Here is a 23,317-nt window from a genome sequence, read left to right on the forward strand (position 1 = left end):
TTCCGTGAGTCGCAGGCTGCATGGCGCATTGAGTGTGCGACTCATTCTCAAGATTTGTGCGTTCAACGCTGATTGATTCGTCACACCAGTGACGCTTCGCGATCGCCGACGACTTGTTGGTAGTGCGCCGCGAGTGACTGGGCGTCGCCATATTCGCTTGCTTGAAAACGTTCGACGATTCCACCGTCTTTCAAAACCACCACGTCGTCTGCCCACACGGCAACGCTGGGTTCATGGGTGACTACCACGATGGTGCGGTTCTGTTCGCTGCAAAGTTCGCGTAGCAATTTGCAGATCGCTTGACCGGTCACACTATCAAGGCTGCCGGTGGGCTCATCGGCCAAAACAATTGCGGGATCGGTGATGAGTGAGCGTGCGATCGCGACGCGTTGTTGTTCGCCACCGCTTAGCGAATCGGGACGGTGTGTCAAACGTTCTCGGATCCCCAAACGTTCGGCAAGCTCGTTGACTTTCGTTTCGTCAGCGGTACGACCTGCTGCGAACAATGGGAACAGGATGTTGTCGCGGGCTGTCAGCGAAGGGACCAAGTTAAACGCTTGAAAGACCAACCCAATTCGGTCGCGTCGGAACTGAGTGAGTTGACGATCAGACATCGACGCCAGGTCGACACCCGCGATGCAGATCTGACCACTCGACGGATGCGTTAAGCCGCTCATGAGATGCAAGAGCGTGCTTTTACCAGATCCGCTCGCCCCCATCACGGCAACGAACATCCCCTGCTCGATCGTCAGGTCAACGTGGCGCAACGCTTCGACTTGGCGATCGCCTTGAGCGTATACCTTCGATGCATCACGAACCGTGGTGATTTCCGTAGTTGAACTGGCTGGTGTTTGAAGGTGATTCATAAATCAACGTGTGGTTCGCAATTGTCAAAGAAGTAAGGGGGGATTGTCTTGCAATCGAAAATGACAGACACGCAAAACAGGCAAGCTGAATCCATTCGCAAGCGATGTGCCAAAGGCAGCAATACGGAGTGGCTCGGGCAATCAAAGCATGATTGTTGCTGTGAAGCCCGGCTAACGCGGTTGTTTGCATCCAACGATGCGACGGACTATGAAAACCAACGATGGAAATTTCGTCGCGAGTGAACAATCAACCGCCTAGGTCAGATCTCCACCCGATTGAAGGAGCTTCATCGGACGCGTACGACGGATGGAGTACGCCGGCCACGCGGCGGTAAGAATCCCAAGCAACAAAACGAGTCCTACACCGGATGCAATTGGGAGCCAGGGGAGAACCATGGGTGGGTGTAATCCACCGAAGAAGCTGATGTACTGTGCCAGTCCGGCGCCGCACCATCCGACAAGAATCCCAAAACCGACGCTCAAAAGGCTAGCGATCAATGCGATCATCATGCCTTCGGCCAGGATCGCGCGGGCAAGTTCTGAAGACGTAAATCCGATCGAGCGTAGCACACCGAGTTCCCAGTGTCGCGCACGAACGGATGCAAGAATCACGTTGAGCACTCCCAGGCATGCGATCAACAAAGTGACTAGCGGTACGACACTGATCACCCACAGCCACCTTCGTGCGGCCCCCTGCAAGTGATCGCGAATCCCTTGGACTGGGACGACACGAACACTTGATTCTTCTTGGTTCGTGTCTTGGGAAACGGTTGCGACGAGTTTTTCAATCGATGATTGGATTGATTCCACATCAGCTTGGTCATCGCTAAAGGAAAACCAAACATGGGATGCGAGTGGCAGATCAAAATCGCCTGCAACGGAATCGAAGTCGGCAAAGACGAGTGCGGCCGCGCGGTGAGTCCTGGTTCTCAGGCCAGTTAGTTTGGTTTGCCAGTGCCAGCCCTTGAGGTGGACCGCGCCGGCGATGGTATAGCTTGCCGTTTGCCCGGAGTTTCGCGGGGGATCCAATGCGATTGTCTCACCAACGTGAAGTCCCGTTTCCGCGAGGAAGTGATCGGGAACCACACATGCATGGCCAGATTCCATCAAAGCAATTGCGTCCTCTGGATTGCCTGCGACCCATTCGAATTCCAAGAGTGGGCGTTCGCCACCGAGAGCTGCCGCGGGGTCTAGGCCAACGATGACGACGTTGTCCTGACGGGTAACCGAAGCTCTTTCTGCGCTGTGTGTGAGGTCGTCAACCAGTCGCGGTTGCTCGACAACGAGTGGCAAACAACGCCGAGCATCCACACCTGGCATTTGGCCGATCGTGACGGCGGTTTCAGGAGGAAGGCCGAGTTTGATCACCGCGATCGCATCGGGTGTCCACTCGCCGGGAATAAATGCTTCCAACATCGTGAATCCCCAAACTTGGATCCCCACGAACAGCCCCAGCCCGAAGGCCATCGATACAGCGGCACCAACGGTACGCCAAACGTTGTTGGTCAATTGGCTGGCGAGCAGTTTTGCATCAAAGCCGAACGCCTTCGCAAACAGAGCTCCGCAGCAACGATCGACAAGCACGACAATCGAAGGAGCTAAAACGACAAAGCCGATCGCTACACAAATGAAGACGCCGCCCATTGCGACCCAAACTCCTTTCTCGCTGGGTGGGAACACAAACGTCAGAATCGGACCGGTGGAGATCAACGCGAATCCGATCGCGATACTTTGCCAAGTCACCGTGGAACCCAAGCTGCCTTCGTGCCGTGGTGCCATCGCATCGATCGGTTTGACGCGGGTCGCACGATAGGCCGGAATGATCGCCGCAAACAATGCGCCACCGAATGAAGCGATTGCGGCAAATGCCAAGCTTCCGCCGCCGAAGCCAACGCCGTGATAGAGCAATCTTCCGAACAGAATTTCCGCTGTCTTCAGTAAGCTCCAGCCAATTGCTGTGCCCACCAACAAGCCGAGCATTCCAAGAGTGAGGCCTTCGATGATGATCAGCAGAGCGACTTGCGCACGCGTGAGCACGACTGCTCGCAAGATCGCGTATTGGCGAATCCGTTCGGTAACACCCATGCTGAGCGAACAGAAGGTGACCAACATCGCCACCAGCATCGCAATGCCGGTTGCCGCGAAGGATTGCATGCGAACGTTTTGCGCCGCGGCCGCTTGGTCGAGAGCTTCTTCGATTTCGAACGCCTCTTGAAACTGCAGCGGGACTTCGTAGTCGCTCAGCTTTGGTGCCCAACCGAAACGGAACCGGTTGATGTCAGCGTTCGGTTTGACTGAGACGCCTAGCAAACTGATTTGGAATGGAGCCCCGCTGATCTGTTCCACCATCGTAATCGGGACAAACACTTCGCCCGAGCTGGGCGTCAGCATCGGGATTCCAGCCGCTTCGGCCCCAGGTAACGTCGGCGCGTTCATGATCCCAATGACCGTCGCAGTTCGTTGTAACTCGCCATGTTCGTCGGGACGTGGCAGTTCGAACTTGATCGGGTCATGAAGGGCGATGCCACGACGCTTCGCAACATCGGCCCGAACAACCACACCGTCAGCGTTCTCCGGCGCGATCCACTGGCCGTCTGCCATTTCGAAAGGAGGCTCCGTTGCGTCGGTTGCCATCACCATCAGGCTCGGCAAGCGTCCTTGTGGCCCACCTCCGGGTCCACTGCTGGGCCCACTACTGGGACCGCCACGCATCCCCATGCTGCTGCCGCGTCGCCGGGGCGACTCCTGCTTCGGGCCAGAGAAGTTTTGTTGCTCAGCGAGTGCGACGCGACCGGCCCACATCGGGTCAACAGCTGCGACAGATTCGTCGTCGCGAAGTGGCTTCAACACATCGGCGTCGATGAAGTGTGTGTCGTCGCCACTGATTGGTGCGATCGCGAGCTCATAGCGGCCCAAGGCCAAGTTGGCGTATTCGTCATACGTCTTGTGCAACGCTTCATAGCTGCTAGTAACCCAGATCACCATGCAAACGGCGGTTGCCGTTGCAATCGTGGTCAATGCGGCTCGCGTCTTGCGTTCAAATAGGAACGCGATTGCCAATTTGAAGACTTTCACGCAATGGCCTCCGTACCGAGCAATTGCTGGTACTGTTGTGCGACCGATTGAGGGTCACGGCTCCCGTCGGTTGCGAACTCGGCCAGGTTCTTACCGTCTTTTAAGACGCAGATTCGATCGGCCCACATCGCCACGTGGGCTTCGTGTGTCACCATCACGATGGAGCAGTTTTGTTGGTCGACCAGCATGCGGAGCAACTGACAAATCTGGGTTCCGGTGACAGAATCGAGGCTGCCGGTCGGTTCGTCAGCCAATAGGATCGCCGGGTTGCAAACCAAAGCACGCGCGATCGCGATCCGTTGCTGTTCGCCACCGGACAAAGCGCCGGGTTTGTGGTCGCGGCGTTCCGACATTCCGAGTTGACTCAACAGTTCATCAACGCGGTGATCCAGTTCGGTGCCACCTTTGGCAGGCAAGCGAATGTTTGCTTCGGCGGTCAAACTTGGGATCAAGTTATAAGCTTGAAAAACGATTCCCAAGTTGTCACGTCGGAATTTGGTTAGCGGAACATCGGAGAGCAACGACAAGTCCTGCCCGGCAATCGTGACGCTACCGCCATCGACATCGATCAGTCCTGCAATCGCATGCAGCAAGGTGCTTTTTCCCGATCCGCTTGCACCCATGATGGCGACAAACTCGCCTTGTTTAACAGTCAGGTCGACACCGTCGAGCGCGTGGATGGTGGCATTGCCTTGTTGATAGGTCTTCACCACTTGTTGGACATCAAGTGGAACTGAGGATAGAGCGAGAGTCACTGAAGAATGATTGCCAGAAGGAAGGGGCTGTTGTGGATGGGTGTCTGTTCGGATCCAAAATCGGTAAGGCGGATATTCCATCGCCGATGCCGAAAAAAACGTCGCGAGTATTGAAGCGACATACATACGATGCAGGAAACACTCGCGATTCGATCGTCCGAACGACATTGGCATAGTGGTTGCAATCGGCGTTCCAACTTCGTCTCACGCCTTGCATTCAGCTACTGTCGATACCTCCTTATGATCAGACTTCGCTTCATCACCAAGCTCGTTACATCACAAATGCGCTTGCATCCGGGCAGGGTGGTGATCACCGCACTAGGAGTGATCGCATCAACATGCGCGCTCGTTTGGGTCGTTAGCGGATATGACGCGTTGGTGTCACATTTTGATGAGAATGCCGGCAAGTATCTTGGGCGCTATGACGTTTTGGTAATGGGAGGTGGAGGTCCACCTGGTGCCCCCAAAGCCACGATCAAACCAGAACTCATCGAAGCGTTGCAGCAAGATGCCGGGGTCTTGGAAGTCAATCCCGTCAGCAGTTCTCGTGTGTCGGCGACACGTGTCAAACGGGAGAACGACAAAGAGGATCCGGAGTCCTCGCTGGGGCTGCTGATCGGCAACCGGCCGCCGGTCAACGGGGCACCTCCGGTCGGTCCAACTTTGGTTGGAACACCCGCGATTTCATCGCCGTATGAACTTGTCGATGGCAAGTGGCTTGGCGGCGAGGACCAAGTTGCCGCGGCGGTCGTCGGCGAAGACGTTGCCAAGGACATGAAACTCTCCGTCGGCGACTCGCTATTGGTGACAACGTTCGGCAACCAAGTCGAATTGGAATTAGTCGGCATTATCGAACAAGCCCCGCAAGCACCCTCATTGGGCGGTGGTGGTCGTGGCAGAGGCCCGCGAGGCGGAGGCGGACAGGGACGCGGGGGACAGGGACGCGGCGGACCCGGTCGCAGTGGTCCTGACCGCAAAGGTCGCGGTGGCCCGGAACAGGGTGGCCCTACTAAGCAGATGAACTCGGTACCGAAAGGCGACGAAGCAAGCACCGAGATCGGGTTGCCAGGTGGCTTTTCGCAGGGCGTCCCAACCAATGCGATCTACGTTCGCCCCGTGGTGGCCGATCGGATCAATGGCTTCACCGTGCGACCCGAAGTCTTGCAAATTGCGATTCGAGACGCGGTGTCTGTCGAACAGTTTCGCGAGGTTTGGGACGACAAACTTGCTGCAAACCGGCCGCCATTAAAAATCATCGACTTCGCCGCGGTTCGTGAAGGCATGGAATCTGGGCGATCGATCTCGGGGCAGCAATCACAAGCTTGGGCCGCGACGGGAATGGCGTCGCTTGCCGCGATCTTTATCATTTTTTCGACACTCAGTATGGGCGTCAGCGAACGTGCACGCGAGTTTGCGATGCTTCGGGCAGTCGCACTGACTCGATCACAGATCGCGGGCATCATCGCGATCGAGAGTATCGTGTTGGCGTTCTTGGGTTGGATCGGTGGATTGCTGGCCGGTTGGTTGATGGTTCTCATCGGCAGCCGCATCTTGCCGGGGCTATTTAGTTCGGGTGCGATGCTGGGGTGGACGAGTCTCTCGCTGAGTGCAATTACGGTTTTGGTCGGCGCGACCGCGGCGGCGATCCTTCCTGCTTGGCGGGCGATGCGAATCAAACCGCTCGATGCGATGTCGACGCGTCCTAAGACGCCAAGTCCTTTTTGGTGGATTGTGTTTGGAGTGATCGGGCTGGTTTTGTCGGCGATCACACCGATCACAGTGTTTGCATTGCCGATGTCGGATGAATGGCGAACTTGGTGCTACTCATTCGTCACCTATCCCATGTTGCTCTTGGGGATGATCCTACTTGCGCCTGCAGTCGTTGTCGGTTGTGAACGCGTTTTGGGGCCAGTGGTGACAGGCCTGATGCGACTTGATCAACGGATGATGAAGACGCAGCTCTCCAGCAATCTGTGGCGAAGCGTTGGTGCGACGCTGGCGTTGTCGGTGGGACTCGGATTGTATGCATCGACACAGACATGGGGCTATTCGATGTTGGTACCGTTCACACCAGGTGAATGGTTGCCCGATGCACTGGTCGCGTTCCACCCTGTCGGTTTGACGGACGAGGACGCTGCGTTAGTACCTGAGGTCGACGGCGTGAAGTCGAGCGAAGTCATGGAGCTAGCGATCGAGCAGGCCAAATTCGATTGGGAAGGCGGCGAGCCACCAAGTCGTCTTCGTTTTGGCGACAACGGCGTCGTGTGTGGTTTGGACGCAGCGCGAGCATTTGGCGGAGAGCATCCATTTTTGTCAGTCAACTTTGTCGAAGGCACAGCGGAATCCGCAATCGATGCAATCAACAATGGAAATGGCTGTGTCGTATCGCAAGATTTCGTGATGGCAACGGGCCTGACCATCGGTGACGAGGTTCCGTTCCTTCTACCCGCTGACGAGAGCCAGCGTGCTACCTACAAAATTGCCGGGGTGGTATCACTACCCGGTTGGCAATGGGTCACGAAGTTCTCGGGGGTTCGTCGGCACTTCGTCCGTACCGGGGCCATTTTGTTTGCCAACCACGATCGTGTTCATAGCGACTTTCGCTTGAAGCGGACGGAGTTCTTCTGGGTGAACTTCGACGACAACGTGAATCTGGAAAGCGTCGAAGCACAGTTCCAAGCGATTGCGGAGCGACGCAGCGGCGAAACCTTTTTGGCCGAAGGTGTCGGCACGGTCAAAGCATACCGACCGTTTGCCAGGATGACCGCAACCAGCAACGTCAAGAAGGCGATCCAGTTGCGTGCCGACGGAATGATTTGGGGAATGAGCTATCTGCCACTAGTCACTTTGGCAATCATGTCACTTGCAATCGCGAATACGGTTATCGCTTCCGTGCGTGCACGTACGTGGGAGTTCGGTGTCATGCGTTCAATCGGCGTCAGTAGAAGCCAGTTGGTGCGTTTGGTGTTTGCTGAGACCAGCTTGATTGCACTATCAGCCTGTTTGCTAAGCCTGTTTTTCGGACTCGTCGCCGGTTGGTGCGGTGTGGGTATGGCGCAGTTTGGCGGATGGTTCGCCGGCCCGCCTTCATTCATGATCCCTTGGGGTCAGTTGGCAATCGGTTTTGCGATGACACTGTTGTTGTGTTTACTTGCCGGACTTTGGCCCGCGATTAAAACCGGGCGAAGCGAACCACTTCGACTTCTTCAATCTGGGCGTGCAGCCTCCTAGCGGCCAAATACCTATGGTTGTCTTGGTGCTTCGCAAAGGGTTCAGTTTGTTGGTGCGACTCGAGCAACAAGCTGAGGGTCATCCATCAGTTCGACTGTTCTTATCAGAATCTCAAAAGTCAGATTTCAATGAAGCAAACTTTGAAAGTTCAGCCTGTCGCAGTCGGGAGGGATCTAGCAAAGCGAGGTAAACCGCATCGAAATACTTGACTGTTCCTGTTCTCCAGAATCTTCCGCGTGTGCAAGACTTCCGCGTTGTGAAAACGAGGAGTCTGTAGGTAGGCACATCTGGGGCAAAAGATGAACGGTATCGGGGCAACTGCGAGCGGACGTGGATCAAACGGTCAATTGTTCCGCAATTCAAAACGTCGCAAAAACACTTGCCGAAACGTCCGTCGCAAACGGGCGATGTTGTGTGCGATCTTGGCAAGTTGCTCGATGCCTGGAATGTCATGGAATTCCAATTCGCTGCTGGCACAGTCGCCAGTCGGTGGCCAAATCGTTGCTGGCGTGGGAACGATTGACAGCAGTTTGAGTGATCGGACCAACATCACGACGACTACCGATCGTGCGGTCATCAACTGGAATGACTTTTCTGTGGGAGCTGGTCACACTGTCAACTTCGATCAGCTCAATTCGACCTCGGCAGTCTTGAATCGTGTCGTTGGCAACGCGCCCCAATCGCTGATCAATGGGGCAATCACCTCGAACGGAAATGTTTTCGTTTCCAATCCCAGCGGGGTTGTCATTGGCAGCACGGGGGTCATCAATACCAACGGCTTTACGGCAACGACGTTGGACATCAGTAACGAGCGATTCATGAATGGCGATTTGACCTTCAGTGGTCAATCAGCCGCTTCAATCGTCAACAATGGGCACATCAACACTGGTGATGGTGGAGCGCATTTGATCGCGTCTCAGGTGTTCAATAATGGCACTATCGAGACAACCGGCGTGATCAACTTGGCCACCGGCGGCCAATTGAAGATGAGCGGTGGGCGTTATATCCAAGCCGACCTGGAGACAATCAGCAATGGGATTTCGGGTGGATCATCACTAATTAAAAACAGTGGTGATATGCGGGCGATTGGCGGTCTGGAGGTTGGCGGAGAAGTTTACTTGGTCAATCCCAACGGGGCGATCGTCAACGACGCCAACATCGTTGCGGCTTTGAAAAATCCTGACGGCAGCCAAGCGGGCGGGCACGTTGAAATGATCGCCTCCGGAAACACGACGCTTAGCGGTGCATCGGTTGATGTCAGTGGGGCAACAGGCGGCAGCGTGATCGCGACCGGAGACTCCGTTTCAATCCTTGCGAGCGAGATCGATGCCTCGGGCGAACATGGCGGTGGCAACGTTCGCATCGGTGGCGGGTGGCAAGGGAAAGACGCGCAAGTTGCCAACGCGGTGAACACGACTGTCTCGGCTGATTCGACGATCAGTGTCGATTCGACGCTTGACGGGGATGCCGGGACGGCAGTCGTTTGGGCGGATCAAAAAACAGAATTCGCGGGCCAGATTAATGCTCGCGCACTGGGGGATGGCGACGGCGGACAAGCTGAAGTTTCAGGAAAGCAGGACTTGCTGTTTACGGGCAACGTCGCGCTGTTGGCCAGCAATCCTGAATACCAACACGGATCATTGCTGCTCGATCCCGCGACGTTCACCCTGGACGCGGCGAACCAAGATGCGATTCGAGCACAATGGGGCTCGGGCAATTTGACGATCGTCGCACAGGATACGATCAGTATCGATGTGGATCTCTTCCCCACAGACTCACCTGGCGGCGATGAAAAGTTTTCGACCGATGGTTCCAAAACACTATTGACCATTCAAGAAGAAGGCGGAGGTGACGGCGCAGTCGATATCATCATCGGCGGCGAAATCCGCGATCGTCGTACGGGTAGCGCCGCGGTAAATATTAACGCGGGGACCGGATCGGTGACCGTCACTGCGACTGGGAAAATCGACAGTAGCCTAGGTGGCCTGAGTGATGTGACCGTCTACGCGAACACCTTGGATGTGGTGGGGGATGCGACGTTTGATGTGTTGGTCGCGACAGGCAACCAAACCGTTGGACTTGGTGACAACGCGACCGGTGTTCTGAATTTGAGCGACAACACACTCGCGAACGTATCGATTGGAGAAATCCAAGGCAGTGATTTTGATCTCGACATGCTTTCCACCGGCCGAGCGCGATCTGCGATTCGAGTTGTCGGTGACAATGTGAATATTGACCGTTTCAACGGGCAGGCTCTCGATATTGAATCGGATGACTTGACGATCACCGGTCCGATTGATGGCAGTGGACGCTTTCGATTCATCGGCCAAGCGAATCAGACGATCGGTTTGGGGAGTGGTGCCGGAAGCTTGCAGTTTTCAAAATCCATCCTGGCCGGAATCACAGGATTCAGCCAATTTGAAATGGGACACAACACGACTTCCGGAAGCGATATTTCGATCGTCGATGCGGGGCTGAATTTCAATAGTGTGACACTGCGTGGATCGTCAATCGATATCGATCGATTGTCGATCGGTGAAAGCCTGAGTTTGTACACCGACAGCTTAAATGTGCAGAATGCTCTGACGAAGACCTCCAATGCAGGGACGTTGTACCTGCAATCGATGAGCAATACGCGGACTGTCGGTCTCGGGGATGGTACGGCAGGGTTGCTGAACGTGACGGCCGACGAATTCGATTTCCTCGGCCAGTACAACGCCTTTGATGTCCTGGTGGGCAGTGGCGTGATCACAGTCTCGGAGGATTTTACCGGAAACTACAGCAGTCGCATCAAGCTAAACAATTCGAACGGATTGATTCATCTCGACGGAGTCAGCCTCGATAGCAACCTCTTTCAGTTGTTCAGCAACGACATTCAAATCACCAATGCTGTGATGGGTGACATCGATACCACTGACCTGGATTTCAATGCCGGTGTGAACCGAATGGCCGTCGGTTCGGCCTCGCCAGGTGACTGGACAATCGACAATTCCGAGTTCGCTTTGCTAAGTGGGTTCGAAACGCTGACCCTGCACAACGAACAGTTGAACGGGATCATGGACATCGCCGGTGCTGGCCCCGGAAACAATCTAGATTTCAGTTCGATCACGTCCGGGACCGTTAACTTTTTGAGCGATTCGCTGCGACTGGCGGACGTGTCGGTTCCAGAAGCGTTGAACCTGACAGTGTTCAGCGGACTTGCGTTCGATGGTGAAGTAACCACCGATGATAACACCAAGACTCTAAAAATCACCGCCGGTCACGCAGCGATCAACCAGAGCGGCTCGACAACCTTAGGACTCGGGACCGGCACGGCGGGCGCTGTCCAACTTGACGACAGTGAACTCGCCCGGATTCAGCAGTTCGCCACCTTGCATGCCAAGCATGTCTCGGCGATTTCGCCCGGAACTACACAAGTGAATGCAACGATGGATCGAAACCTGATCCTCGAGGGCGGGCAACAGACCGACATTCAGTCATTGACCCTGACCGGTGGCAGTGACCTTGATGTCTCGACAACGTTTGTGTCTGGCGGCACAGGCAATCCAGGCAATGACCGGATCATTATGGGAAATGTCACCACCGATGGTGACATTACCTTGGATAGCAGCCGTCTGGAAGTCAACGGAGACGTGCACACTGTCAGTGGCGATGTCTCGGTCGACACACAAGTTACCACCGTTGGGAATGGCTCACAAACCAGTCATGTTGGGATTGGAACAGCGAACGGCACCACAACGATCGATACGGGGACGCTGAATGTGAATGCCAGTAATTTGGCGGGCGCACAAATCGGTTATGCGTTCACGGGAACTGAAACGCAGACGGCCAGCGGCGACATCACGATCGAGACCACGGGCGATATCAACTTGACCGGGCAAGGGGCGTTCTTTGCTGCGATCGGACATGGCGATGACCTGGGTGGCGATGACACGGGCAAAACCGTATCGGGAGACGTCACCGTCAGTGGCGGCAAGAACGTCACTTTGCAAAAGGCACACGTTGGGCATCTTGTCGATCCGAGCGGAACCTATGCCAGCGGCAGCACATCTGTTTTCGCTGGGATAGCTGATTTCAACGAAGACAACGAAAATCGTACGGGCGGTGACTTCCACCAACCCTACTCGCTGAACATTGATTCGCAATCGATCCTTGTCAGTGCGGACTTCAGCGATGATGGTCAATTGAGTTTGTACGCTCCTTCTCTGTCATCGTACAATCTAGATCCTTCTGCACTGCTTAACGGTGGTAATGCGACCGGTTCTCCACCGACTAACTTTGCGGGTCCAAGTGACCCGGCGAACGAATTCTTTGGTGATTACGTCGGCACCTTGTCGAACAACTGGTCGCTCTATTCAGCACCAATCGGCTTGGACGTTCAAATTATCGATGCGACAAGTGTCTATGGTGCAGTGATCACTTCGCCTGCGACGGTTGACCTGCTCAGCAACCCTTCGGTGCTATTCGGGGCGACCTCGGTCGGTGACCTTGGTTTACAAGTCGACTATTCCAACATCGACGAGCAAACCGACGCCGGGACGTACACGCTACAAGTCGATGGCGACAACTTGAAGTCCGGATACTTCGTACGCAAGGTGTATCGGAACGGCGAGACCTACGGGACGGGGCCGGGAGTCTTGATTACCAATTACGGCCGGCACATCATTACCCCTGCCACGTTGAATATTTCGGTGAGCAACCAGACCAAGACCTTTGGTGATTTGTTCACTTGGACAGGAAACGAATTTGTTGCTACCGGTTTAGTGAACAATCAGACCATCGACAATCTGTTGATGACTTCAACCGGTGCCGTCGCCACGGCGACAGTCGCGGGTGGGCCATACACGATCATCGGTTCGACGCCAACGGGAGCCAATTTCAACGCGTTGAATTACAGTATTTCGATCTTCGACGGCTCGATGAATGTCATTCCGGCACCGCTGGACGTTTATTTGCTAACGTCCAGCAAGCTTGTTGGGACCGAAGGTGAATCCGTGACGTCAGATTTCGTCATCGTTGGTCTCAAGAACGGAGACCTTATCAATGAGATTTCCGTCTTGAGCGAGGGTCTTCCCTCCTCGGCAATTGTCGGTTCCTACTCAATGAGCATCGATACGCTGTTTGGCGTTGGCTATGACGCCACCAACTATGCGATCAATTTGGTCAACCCGGTCTATACCGTTTACGTACCAAACGACGAAACGGTCAACGACTTGTGGACGCGGTACAACAACGCGCTGATGACGTTACCTCGTATGCTGAGTGGGGGTGGCGGTGCTGTGCAGGTCAGCGTTGGAGGCCGTTCGAGCGTGGAAATTACGGACCGCAAGCGGCGTGATGACGGCAACGACGACGATGAGAGCAACGATTCCGATTCGTAACACGACTCGCTTTTAGTTCGTCGCCGTGATTGCATGTTCGAGCCGGTTACTGTTCGAGCCCATCGATGTGGTGTGACGCCGACACCTGCTGTGAGGTCTGTCTGAGGCAAGCCAGATCGAGGGTTCCTCGGCGTAATCTGTACTGGTCATGCATCTTGGTTGAGCTGTGCGAGTTGCACCTACCACATTGCGCTGCATGATGGGATCAGCTATTCGTGCCGAATTTGGTCGCTAGAGTAGCCCGGCAGGGTTGCATCGCTGTTCGATTGTCTGACAGTTGATGCGCTGTCGTGCTGCCCTACGGCGGATACTGTTCTTCGGAACACGTCACCGGAATTCGCCGTTTATTGATTGACATGGAAGTCATTAGGGGCAAGACAGGATGTCTGCAAAACGTTTCTGGAAATGGGCGGGAGAGATCTGCGCATTAAGCGTGCTGTTCGGCAGCACTGCGATGGCCCAAAACTTTGAGCGCTATCAACCCAAGGTCTATCAACCTTGGCAATCAGGGCAGTTCGACTTGGAACTTCCTACCGAAAGCGACGTCGAAACACCGAGTAGCGACGTGGTGCTGGTCGATTCGCTTGAGGCGGTGATTTTGGTTCCGAATCGGGATGATGTGGACCCGCAGGCCGCATTCACGGATTACGAGGGAATCCATTCCGAGATCATCGATGCATCATCACTTGCGAATTCATCGCGCGTTCATCGTGTGATTGAAAAGTACCTTGGGTCTGCGATCACGTTGCGAAACTTGAACCAGATGACTCGCGACATTATCACGGTGTACGAGCGCTGTGGGCAGCCAATTGTCGACGTGATGATCCCAGAGCAAAAGATCACCGGCGGGACGGTACAAATCGTGATCACCGAGTCGCGGATTGGTGCCATTCGTGTCGCAGGCGGATGCTGGGTTGATCCCTGTTTGGTTCGCAAGAACATTACGTGTTCTCGTGTTGGGGCACACATTTATGAATCAAGGGTTTCCGAAGATTTGTATTGGCTCAATCGCAGTCCCTTTCGAAAAGTCGGTTTGGATGTCAAGCCAGGAGCCAGCGACGGAACTTCAGATTTGATCTTTGAAGTTCAAGATGTCTTTCCGATGCGAGCTTATACCGGGTATGAAGACACTGGAGTCAGGGCACTGAATTTGGAACGCCTGTTCGCCGGTGTTTTGATTGGCAATCTATTTGGGCAAGACGGCATACTTGGGTATCAATACACTGCGGACGGGGACTTTGCACGGTTGCACGCACATGCACTGAGTTACAACGTTGATCCATGCCGCGAGTACGGACTACAGTTGTTTGGAAGCTGGGCCTCTGCGGTGCCGGACTTGCCAGCTCCGATCACGCAAGATGGAGAAGCATGGCAGGTCGGTTCACGGGGGTACCACTATTGGACACGCACGTCGCATGAAGAGCGTGCGTGGTACACAGGAGTTGACTTCAAGTCTTCGAATACGTCGGTGGAATTTGGTTCCTTGAACGCATCGACAACTGCCGCCGACTTGTTGCAACTCAGCTTGGGATACTTGGCGCTTGTTCGTGAAGACAACGGTGACTATGCCCGTCTCAACACGTCATTGAACTACGGACCTGATGGCGGGTTTACATCGCAAAACAACGCAGCCGCGTTTAACAGTCTTCGTCAGAATACGGCACCGGGTTATGTGTATTGGCGAACGGACTTTGACATGCGTCGCCAAATTGCCTGCGACTATGAGATGAGTTTCCGAGGGGCGGGGCAAATTTCCAGCGATCGGTTGTTGTTCAGCCAAACGATTGGTTTTGGCGGATACGATTCGGTTCGTGGCTATGATCAGCGAGTTGCCAGTGGCGATGGTGGCTGGATCACCAACTTCGAGTTCGGTCCAAAAACCTGGACAGCCGGCTGCGGAAAGCTGGAACGAACGGTGAAAGCGTATGGGTTTGCTGACATGGGGCAAGCCTTTATCCTGCACAGCATTCCCGGCGAAGAGAAAGAGCAGTTCCTCGCGGGCGTTGGCGTCGGTTGCCGGGTCGCCTTCGGCCAATCGGCATCACTTCGATTCGATTACGGCCGCGGCCTCAACGACGTCCAAGGCACCAACGCTGGAGACCGAGTCCACATCGGCCTCGTCACCTTCTTCGGCCCCCGCCCCTAAAAGGTGTCAGGTACCTTATTGGCGCTTTAGGTAAAATGCTGATTGATTGGTCGTTACTTGGCGGCCAATCATTGGGTGTGGGAAGATCTCCGTTTCCACCCAAGATTCCGCGAATGATCAGCGTTGTAGAATTCGACGGCGATATTGCAATCGCTCTCTCGTCACGGTGATAGCTACTCGGCACCGGACTGGATCAGCGCCGCTACCGGAGCACGTTCAAGGCTGCGGCGTAGTCGGAATTTCCGGTGACCGCGAAATGAAAGGTGAGTAGAAAGAGAAGTCCTGCGGAAGCGAAGATCATTCCGGCAAAGAAGCCGGCATAGGCTGAGCTGAAGTTGCCGCCAAATAGGTAGGCTTCTTCTGGATTGGCTTCGTTGTATTTGATCTGGACGACCTTTGCCGCACTGAGTTTTTGGTGAAGTGCGTGATGTCCCTTGAAGCTCGATGACGTGTATGTCGGATGGATTTTAGTCCCGGTGTAGGTGCATCCGACCACGGAGTATTCATATTCGACGGTGACTTGATGTGAGAGACCTCCCTCAGAATCAGAATGAGACTCAAGACCGCAGTTGACGATTGAGGCTTCGGTCGATGGCCAAGCAGTAACAGCTTGTCCTTTGGCAATTCCACGCAGTGTAGAGAGACAGATTCCAACACCGACGAGAATGAAGATCGCGCAGAAAGGATAGATGACCCACATCAATTTCATTGTCGTCGACGTTGCGTAAATAAGTTGCGAAGTAGAACCGGGATCGGCGAATTATTGGTTTTACGTAGGAATGGACTGCATTGGTAGGGCTGCGTGACGGAGACTTCGAGGCGCAATTTGCGAACGAATTGATCAATCTCCAGGTTGCGATCTTCCTGCTGAAACGTGTCTGTCGTCCAAATTCGCTGCAAACGCCAGCAACCGAATCTCCGAATCATCCGTGCCAGCCTCGACAATTCGGAGGTTGGACGTTGGGAAGTCGATTGCGATTGGGAAAGGAGTTGTTTTTGAAAAGTCGACGGTCGGCCGCGACGATTTCACTTGCATGAATACTCACACTCTCAACTGCCGCGGGCTGAATTGCCCGATGCCAATCGTTGAATTGACCAAAGCCGCTCGAGCCGCAGAGCCGGGAGATCGGATCGAGGTCACTGCAACCGATCTGGCGTTCAAGCCAGACTTGGAGGCTTGGGCAAGACGCATGGGGCACACCATCGAAAGCTTCGAGCAGACCGAGAACGAGCAAGTCGCAATCGTTGTCCTCGCTAAGAACTAACGCAATCGACGGGCAACCCCTCCCACTTTGCGGGCCGTCTCGCAATCACGCCTCACCTAGAAGCATGTATGTCGAAAACGAATGATCGCGTCGTCATTATTTTGACGTCGGGTAAGTCAGACAATGGGAAGAACGCAACGATGGCGTTTTCTTGTGGGCTCGCTTCCTTGGCCATAGGGAGACCGACGACGGTGTTCCTTACCAGCGATGGCGCCGTTTGGGGTTATCAAGGAAGTTCCACTGGGATCGCCGTTCAAGGATTCGCGCCGCTTTCGGAGCTCATCGAGCAGTACCTCGCAGCGGACGGCCACATCGTACTTTGCTCGGTCTGCCATACGACCTGTAGCGTGGGGCCGCCTGGCGGTAAGTTCGAAATCGAAAAGCTCCCAGGGATCGAAATCGGTGGCTTCACGACGGTATTGGACTTGGCGATCGGCGGAACGACCATGTCGTTCTAGTCTGCTACCACTCGAAACAGCGAACCGGCGTGATCGTTGGCTTTTTCTCACGAGGCGAATATTGCTTTCGCCAATTTTCGAAGTCGACGACTGGCATCGGTTTGCCAAAGAAATACCCCTGTAGTTCGTCGCAACGGAGTTTTGCGAGGTACTCGACTTGCTCGATGACTTCGACACCTTCGGCGACGATCGTCAGTCCAAGTCCCCGTCCCAAGGAGATAATCGATTGCACGATCGAACGTGAAAATCGGTCGTGTACCACGTCGCGAATAAACGACAAATCGATTTTCAGGGTGTGGACGTTAAACGTCTTCAGGTAGCTAAGTGAGGAGTGACCGGTACCGAAGTCGTCGATCGCGATTCGGAACCCCGTCTCAGCTAGTTTATCGATGACCATGGTTGAGTGTTCGACATTGCTCATGATCGCGTTTTCGGTGATCTCAAGTTCCAGCCATTCGGGGTCTGCTCCTGTCCGTTCAAGGATCCGCACCAGTGAATGTGCAAAGTCGACACTGCGAAGTTGGATCGGAGACACGTTGACGGCGATGCGTAGCGGTTTGCCCTGATCATGCCAAAGGCGTGCCTGCTTTGCGGCGGATTCAAACACGTATTCTCCCAACGCGTTGATCAGGCCCGAATTCTCGGCGATGGGAATGAAGGTACTTGGGGGGACGAATTGTCCTTCACTATCCCGCCATCGGACCAGTGCTTCGCACGAAACCAGTTCCTTTGTCGTGGCATTGACCTTCGGTTGGTAGTGTAGTTCGACATCGCCATTGGTGATCGCACCACGCAGTTTGGTTTGTACCTGCTGTCGCATGTCGACCTGTTGCTTCATCGACGGTTCAAAATAGGCGACGGCGTTTTTTCCCGCTTGCTTAGCAGAATACATTGCTGTGTCCGCATAGCTCATCAGCATTTCGGTATCTGTCGAGTCTTGCGGGAACCGAGTCACGCCGATGCTCAGTCCGACGTGGGCTTCCGCTTCGGTCAATGCGAACGGACGTTTGAATTCGTTAATCAACTCGGCAAGTAGTTGTTCCTGAGTCGTGAGATCGTAATGGACGTCTCGGAACAGAATTGCAAATTCGTCACCGCCGAACCGGGCGACAAACGCGTCAGATCCTACGACGGCAATGATGCGGTCGGCGACAAATTGTAAAAGTTGATCGCCTCCGGCATGTCCGATTGAATCGTTGACGTGTTTAAAGTCGTCCAGGTCGAGAAAGCAGATCGAAAATGATTCAGCAACATCGTTGGAAGACGGTTTGCGATTGACCAAGTTGACGATCATCTCGCGAAAGAATGCGCGATTGGGACAGCCTGTCAAACTATCGTGCATTGCGCGGTGATGAAGTTGTGCTTGGCTGTTTTCCAGTTCGGTGATGTCCGATGCGAGGGCGATAATTTGGCGGTCAACGTTACCGTCGCTTGGGCTGAGTGAAACCCAAAAGGTCCGTTGCATGTGTTGCGAGATTTGTGAATCGCTGGCCAAGCGAATTTTGCCGGACCAGGATTTGCCATTCGCAGCGTTGGAAACATGCCGCAGAATACTATCGGTTTCGACATGGATCAGATCGGCAAATCGCTTGCCCGCAATTTCATCGCCGGTCCCAACATTTGTCATTCTCGCGAATGCCGGATTCGCTTCCAAGATCCTTCCATGGATATCCAAAATCGCGACACCTTCAGCTGATTCTTCGAACACACTTGCGAGCAACTGAAGGCGATGTTCACGGTGCCTGTCGTCGGTGATGTCCCGCGATGTTGCGATTACAAAGCGGTCCGAACTTGACTCGTCAGTGAAGGCGGAATATCGATTGGCCGAATAGTGTTTGCAGCCTTGGTCATCGATCCAGCTGTCGACGCAAGTCGATTGGGGGACGTCACCGGCGAAGCACGCATCGATTTGTGGATCAAATTCTCGGAGTCCGGGGACATCGATTTCATCAGGCAACTTGCCGATGATCTCGTCCTCGGTTACCCCATGTGCGTTCAAAAACGCACGGTTGGCAACGACGATGCGGTGGTCCGAGGCACGAACGCTTAATTGGTCCGGGACAGCGCTGACAATTTTATTGAGGAAGTCACGATGCCGACGCAGTTCGGCTTCGAACTGTTTTCGTGAAGTGATATCGCGAACGATCGCAAGGATCTGTCCGCCACCGGAGATGACAAACGGGCTGAATGTGAATTCGGCCCAAAACGTTGTTCCGTCGTGTCTGGTGACTTGCGCCTCGAAATGCTGGGATTGGCCCTGGTCTGTTTCGCGAAGACAAGTGTTTAACGTGTCACTAGCGTCCGTTCCGTCATCGAGCTTGAGGGCATGGAAAAATCCACGTCCCGAGTGCAGCATTTCGCCACGCGAGACTCTGAACATCTCGAGTGCGTTGTCGTTGCATGCCGAGCAACCTTGATTGTCAAATACCATCACCGAATCGCTGGTGCGTTCAAAGATCGTATCGGCAAGGCGTTTGGTATCTTTGGCGGATTGCTCCGCAGCGCTGCGGGCATCCGATAGCTCTTTCTTGATTTGTTCGAGTTCGTCGATAATTTCCGCGGAACGCACGATCGCGTCCGCTTGCGCTACGGCAAGTGACTCTGACTGTCGTCGCGATCGTTCGAGTTCGATATCACGTTCCGTCAACATCTCGCGGAGATGGACGAGCGAAGACGTCAGATCTGAAACGCTCAGTTTCAGGTCAGATGGCTCGGTGGACGAATCGCATTCTTGAATCTCATTTACCCATCGATCGATCTGCTCGAGCTGTTCGATAGGGCTGCGACTGGACGGGGCGCTCTTGTGGGCGACGTTGGGTTGGGACATCGTTTGGACTGCAAAAATCTGATGCTTCAGTAGTCCGCCTAAATGAACAACGTCGTGTTGGCTTGCGCTGCTTGACTGACGAAGGTCGCGACGCCGCAGTAGTCCATGTCGGGATAGTCGATCAACTCGGCGCGGTCGATACCCATCAATCGCATCGACATTTCACAGACTTGGATTTTGACACCGAGGTCGCCTGCGGTGCCAATCAACGTTTCCAGGTCCGCAACATTCTTGCGACGCATTTCACGCTGCATCATCGCTCGGCCGATCCCTGCGAAGTCCATCTGCGACAGTTTGGTTCGCTTCGCCGATGCGGGCAGCATCCAGCCGAATGCTTTTTCGATCACCGATTTTTTGCCGGCGGACATTCCACCTCGGCGAAGTGCCGGAGTTGCCCAGAACGTAAAGAACATACGAACGTCCATGCCGCAGGCCGCCGCGCCCGTCGCTATCACAAAGGCAGCGAGTAGACGATCTTGATAGCCTTCGAAAACGACGAGGTTCAGTTGATTGGTATCAGAAGTCGTTTCGGTCAGCTGTGCGACTTGACGTTGCAGGCTTTCAATTTGGTTCTCAAGTCGTTTGAGTTGTTCGCTCCCACTCAGAACTTCGTGAAGCGTTTCGGGGGTTGTTCCGTGCATGCTCAAACTCGGCATTCGTTATCCAAGGGCCATCCAACGCGTTGATCCGTTTTTTCAACGCTGTAGAAATCTGTGATGCCGTTGGAGAACGATAAAATTGGCGACGAACCAAAGCAGCGGAAACACCGAATGCAGCTATCGAATGTAGCGAACTTCCGCGATCTGACGCTTATTCGGTGGCCACTTGCGTGAGGGGCGACCGACACCATGACGGCATGTGGTTGTTGGCCGTCTTGTGGGTACCTGGGTTCGTCCCGCGACCTCACCGGCAAGCCAACGTGGATGGCGGGGGGCAACTTGGCGGTTTAGTAGAGTTTGCTAGGTGCTATTAACGCCTGCGATGCGACAACGTCGCGTTGATCAATCACGCGTCCCATTTAGGAGACCGAATAGTGCAAAAGAATCAGCTTGGTAAATCAGGACTTTCCATCGCACCGTTGGCACTTGGCGGAAACGTTTTCGGTTGGACCATTGATGAAGCAACGTCCTTCGAAATACTCGATGCGTTCGTTGACTTCGGTTTTGATTGTGTTGATACAGCCAACATGTATTCGGCCTGGGCAGTGGGCAATCAGGGTGGCGAATCCGAAGCAATCATTGGGAAATGGTTTGCGAAGAGCGGCAAACGTGATCGAGTCGTCTTGGCAACAAAAGTAGGGATGCCGATGGGAGACGGCTCGCAAGGACTAAAGAAGGACTACATCTTAAAATCCGTTGAGGATTCCCTGCGCCGGCTGCAGACCGACCACATCGATCTTTATCAATCGCACCAAGACGATGCCGACACTTCGTTCGAAGAGACGCTGTTGGCATACGATGAACTTATCAAGGCGGGCAAAGTGCGCGCGATTGGTGCGTCAAACTACTCGGCGGATCGATTGGCCCAAGCGATTAAGGAAAGCGAATCCGAAGGCTTGCCAACGTACATTTCGTTGCAGCCAGAATACAACCTGTTTGATCGTGAAGGATTTGAACGCGAATTAGAACCGCTGTGTGTCCAAGAAGGCCTTGGAGTGATCAGCTACTATTCGCTTGCGAGTGGGTTTTTAACAGGCAAATATCGTTCGAAAGACGACTTGAGTAAGAGCGCTCGTGGAGGTGGGATTGGCGAAAAGTATCTCAATGGGCGCGGTTTCAAGATTTTGGAAGCACTTGACGAAGTCGCAGCTGCCCAACAAAGCCAACCTGTGGTGGTCTCACTCGCTTGGTTGATGCACCGAAAAAGCATCACCGCACCAATCGCAAGTGCAACGAGTGTCACGCAGCTATCGGAACTTGTGAAGGCTGCTGACATGAATTTGAGCGACGCACAGGTTGAACAACTCGATATGGCAAGCGCGACAACGCAAAACGTCGAATGATCGTCAACGTCGCGACACGGTTTTCGGTGACCTATTTTCCAGTCGACACCACCGACCACAGCATTTCGCTCTGGCCGGCGGTTATGACGGTGTCGTAACCGGATCCACGACCGTCCCCTCTTTGAAGTCATCACCAGGGCGAATGATTAACGTTTCGTCTCCGACCAGTCCGGCGCTTAATTCCAGTGATGAACCCTGATCGCGGAGCACCGTGACGTCTCGATAGGCAACGGTGTTGTTTTGGGCTAGGACCGCTACCTTGGTGCCGCTTCCGCGTGTGATCAATGCTCCGGATGGAATCAGGACGCGGCTCGGTTGGTTGACTTTGAATTCCGCTTCGATATACATCCCGGGAAGCAATCGATGGTCTTCATTGGGAATTTGCACTTCGACACGAAGTGTCCTGGCATCAGGAGAAATCGATCGTGAAGTACGAGTGACTGACGCAAGGACACGGTCTTGTCGGTTGTTGACGCGAAAGATCCCGACTTCGTCCCCGACCGAAATTGCTGTGGCGTAGTGCTGTGGGATCTCGACGATAACGCGAAGGCGATCAATCTCGGAAAGGCGGAACAGCCCCGGTGCGTCTTCCGGTGAATCTGCCGTGATCAACGCCCCCACGTCGTAAGCTCGTTCGGTGATGACACCATCGAATGGGGCCTCGATCGTTTGAAAGCGAATCTGTTGTTTCAGGCGTTCGATTTGAGCTTGCCGCGCGTCGATCGTTGCCGACGCCATTTTTTGGGCCGCCAAGGCGACTTTGTATTCTGCTTCTCGTTGATCGACCGTTTCTTGCGAAGTCGCTTGGCTTTGGCTGAGTTTCTGCTCGCGAGCGAAGCGTATTTTTGATAGTCCTAGTTCGGCATCGATGCGTTGTCGTTCCGCTTGTGATTGTGACAGCGATGCTTTTGCTTCATCGAGTTCGGCTTGGACCTCAGGTGCTTCGATCACCGCAAGCACATCTCGAACCGAAACACTATCGCCGATATCGACTCGCTGTTCTCCGAGATAGCCTTTGGCCCGAGCATAGATTCTGGTCTCCTGATTAGCGACGGTGCTACCAGGTAAGACAAATGTGTGGAACGGAGCTGTCAAGCCGACTTTAGAAACGGTAACACGGGGTGGACGCGTTGCGTGATCAAGTGCGATTGCACGTGCTTTGTCGCGACGACTGATTTTCGGCGCAGCTCCAAATGCAAAGAGACCACCGAGGATTGCAATGGTTGCCAAAATCGTGGTGACTGAGCTGAGGAAAGCTTTCGCATTGCTGGATAGTGTCATCGTTTGAAGTTCGAAGTGTAGGGACGGTGT

The 23,317-nt window shown here is 54.3% G+C and carries 13 protein-coding genes; 6 read left to right on the forward strand and 7 right to left on the reverse strand.

Translation table 11 applies throughout. The features are described from left to right. Positions 1-80: 80 nt before the first annotated feature. The 3 genes from CGZ80_RS00680 to CGZ80_RS00695 form a co-directional block, all read right to left on the reverse strand. Positions 81-866 carry an ABC transporter ATP-binding protein gene (locus CGZ80_RS00680; RefSeq protein WP_094410845.1) on the reverse strand — a complete coding sequence of 262 codons (786 nt, stop codon included), beginning with the start codon at positions 864-866 and terminating at the stop codon, positions 81-83. Between the two features lie 255 nt (positions 867-1,121). Next, positions 1,122-3,941 (reverse strand): FtsX-like permease family protein, encoded by a 2,820-nt coding sequence (locus CGZ80_RS00690; RefSeq protein WP_094410847.1) that lies wholly within the window; start codon positions 3,939-3,941, stop codon positions 1,122-1,124. Continuing rightward, a complete protein-coding gene (locus CGZ80_RS00695) occupies positions 3,938-4,651 on the reverse strand; it encodes an ABC transporter ATP-binding protein (RefSeq protein ID WP_409994527.1) in 714 nt (237 codons plus the stop codon). The genes CGZ80_RS00690 and CGZ80_RS00695 overlap by 4 nt, the downstream gene beginning before the upstream one ends. Before the next feature lie 285 nt (positions 4,652-4,936). On the opposite strand from CGZ80_RS00695, the gene CGZ80_RS00700 reads away from it, so the two are divergent. The 3 genes from CGZ80_RS00700 (at position 4,937) to CGZ80_RS00710 (ending at position 15,454) form a co-directional block, all read left to right on the forward strand. Continuing rightward, the gene (locus tag CGZ80_RS00700) at positions 4,937-7,927 is read left to right on the forward strand and encodes an FtsX-like permease family protein (RefSeq protein WP_094410848.1); all 2,991 of its coding nucleotides are present in this window, start codon (positions 4,937-4,939) and stop codon (positions 7,925-7,927) included. 446 nt (positions 7,928-8,373) lie between these two features. Further along, positions 8,374-13,308 (forward strand): beta strand repeat-containing protein, encoded by a 4,935-nt coding sequence (locus tag CGZ80_RS00705; protein ID WP_158222497.1) that lies wholly within the window; start codon positions 8,374-8,376, stop codon positions 13,306-13,308. A 382-nt stretch (positions 13,309-13,690) separates the two neighbouring features. Further along, positions 13,691-15,454, forward strand: coding sequence for a ShlB/FhaC/HecB family hemolysin secretion/activation protein (locus tag CGZ80_RS00710; protein WP_094410850.1), 1,764 nt, complete (start codon positions 13,691-13,693; stop codon positions 15,452-15,454). 202 nt (positions 15,455-15,656) lie between these two features. Here CGZ80_RS00710 and CGZ80_RS00715 read toward each other — a convergent pair whose 3' ends face one another. Beyond that, positions 15,657-16,163, reverse strand: coding sequence for a DUF3592 domain-containing protein (locus CGZ80_RS00715; protein WP_094410851.1), 507 nt, complete (start codon positions 16,161-16,163; stop codon positions 15,657-15,659). A 325-nt stretch (positions 16,164-16,488) separates the two neighbouring features. Between CGZ80_RS00715 and CGZ80_RS00725 the strand changes: the two genes are divergently transcribed. Together CGZ80_RS00725 and CGZ80_RS00730 are read left to right on the forward strand one after the other, a co-directional pair. Further along, positions 16,489-16,719 (forward strand): sulfurtransferase TusA family protein, encoded by a 231-nt coding sequence (locus CGZ80_RS00725; protein WP_094410853.1) that lies wholly within the window; start codon positions 16,489-16,491, stop codon positions 16,717-16,719. Positions 16,720-16,787: 68 nt separating this feature from the next. Next, positions 16,788-17,177, forward strand: coding sequence for a DsrE family protein (locus CGZ80_RS00730; protein WP_094410854.1), 390 nt, complete (start codon positions 16,788-16,790; stop codon positions 17,175-17,177). A gap of 4 nt (positions 17,178-17,181) precedes the next feature. Here CGZ80_RS00730 and CGZ80_RS00735 read toward each other — a convergent pair whose 3' ends face one another. Together CGZ80_RS00735 and CGZ80_RS00740 are read right to left on the reverse strand one after the other, a co-directional pair. Further along, positions 17,182-20,004, reverse strand: coding sequence for a bifunctional diguanylate cyclase/phosphodiesterase (locus CGZ80_RS00735; protein WP_094410855.1), 2,823 nt, complete (start codon positions 20,002-20,004; stop codon positions 17,182-17,184). Between the two features lie 38 nt (positions 20,005-20,042). Then, positions 20,043-20,645, reverse strand: coding sequence for a DsrE/DsrF/DrsH-like family protein (locus CGZ80_RS00740; protein WP_094410856.1), 603 nt, complete (start codon positions 20,643-20,645; stop codon positions 20,043-20,045). A 392-nt stretch (positions 20,646-21,037) separates the two neighbouring features. Between CGZ80_RS00740 and CGZ80_RS00745 the strand changes: the two genes are divergently transcribed. Next, the gene (locus tag CGZ80_RS00745; protein ID WP_094410857.1) at positions 21,038-22,006 is read left to right on the forward strand and encodes an aldo/keto reductase; all 969 of its coding nucleotides are present in this window, start codon (positions 21,038-21,040) and stop codon (positions 22,004-22,006) included. 81 nt (positions 22,007-22,087) lie between these two features. On the opposite strand, the gene CGZ80_RS00750 is transcribed toward CGZ80_RS00745, so the two are convergent. Beyond that, positions 22,088-23,287, reverse strand: a complete 1,200-nt coding sequence (locus CGZ80_RS00750; RefSeq protein WP_143543674.1) for an efflux RND transporter periplasmic adaptor subunit — start codon at positions 23,285-23,287, stop codon at positions 22,088-22,090. Between the last annotated feature and the right edge of the window lie 30 nt (positions 23,288-23,317).

This window comes from Rhodopirellula sp. MGV, from assembly GCF_002251265.1.
Taxonomy (GTDB): domain Bacteria; phylum Planctomycetota; class Planctomycetia; order Pirellulales; family Pirellulaceae; genus Stieleria; species Stieleria baltica_A.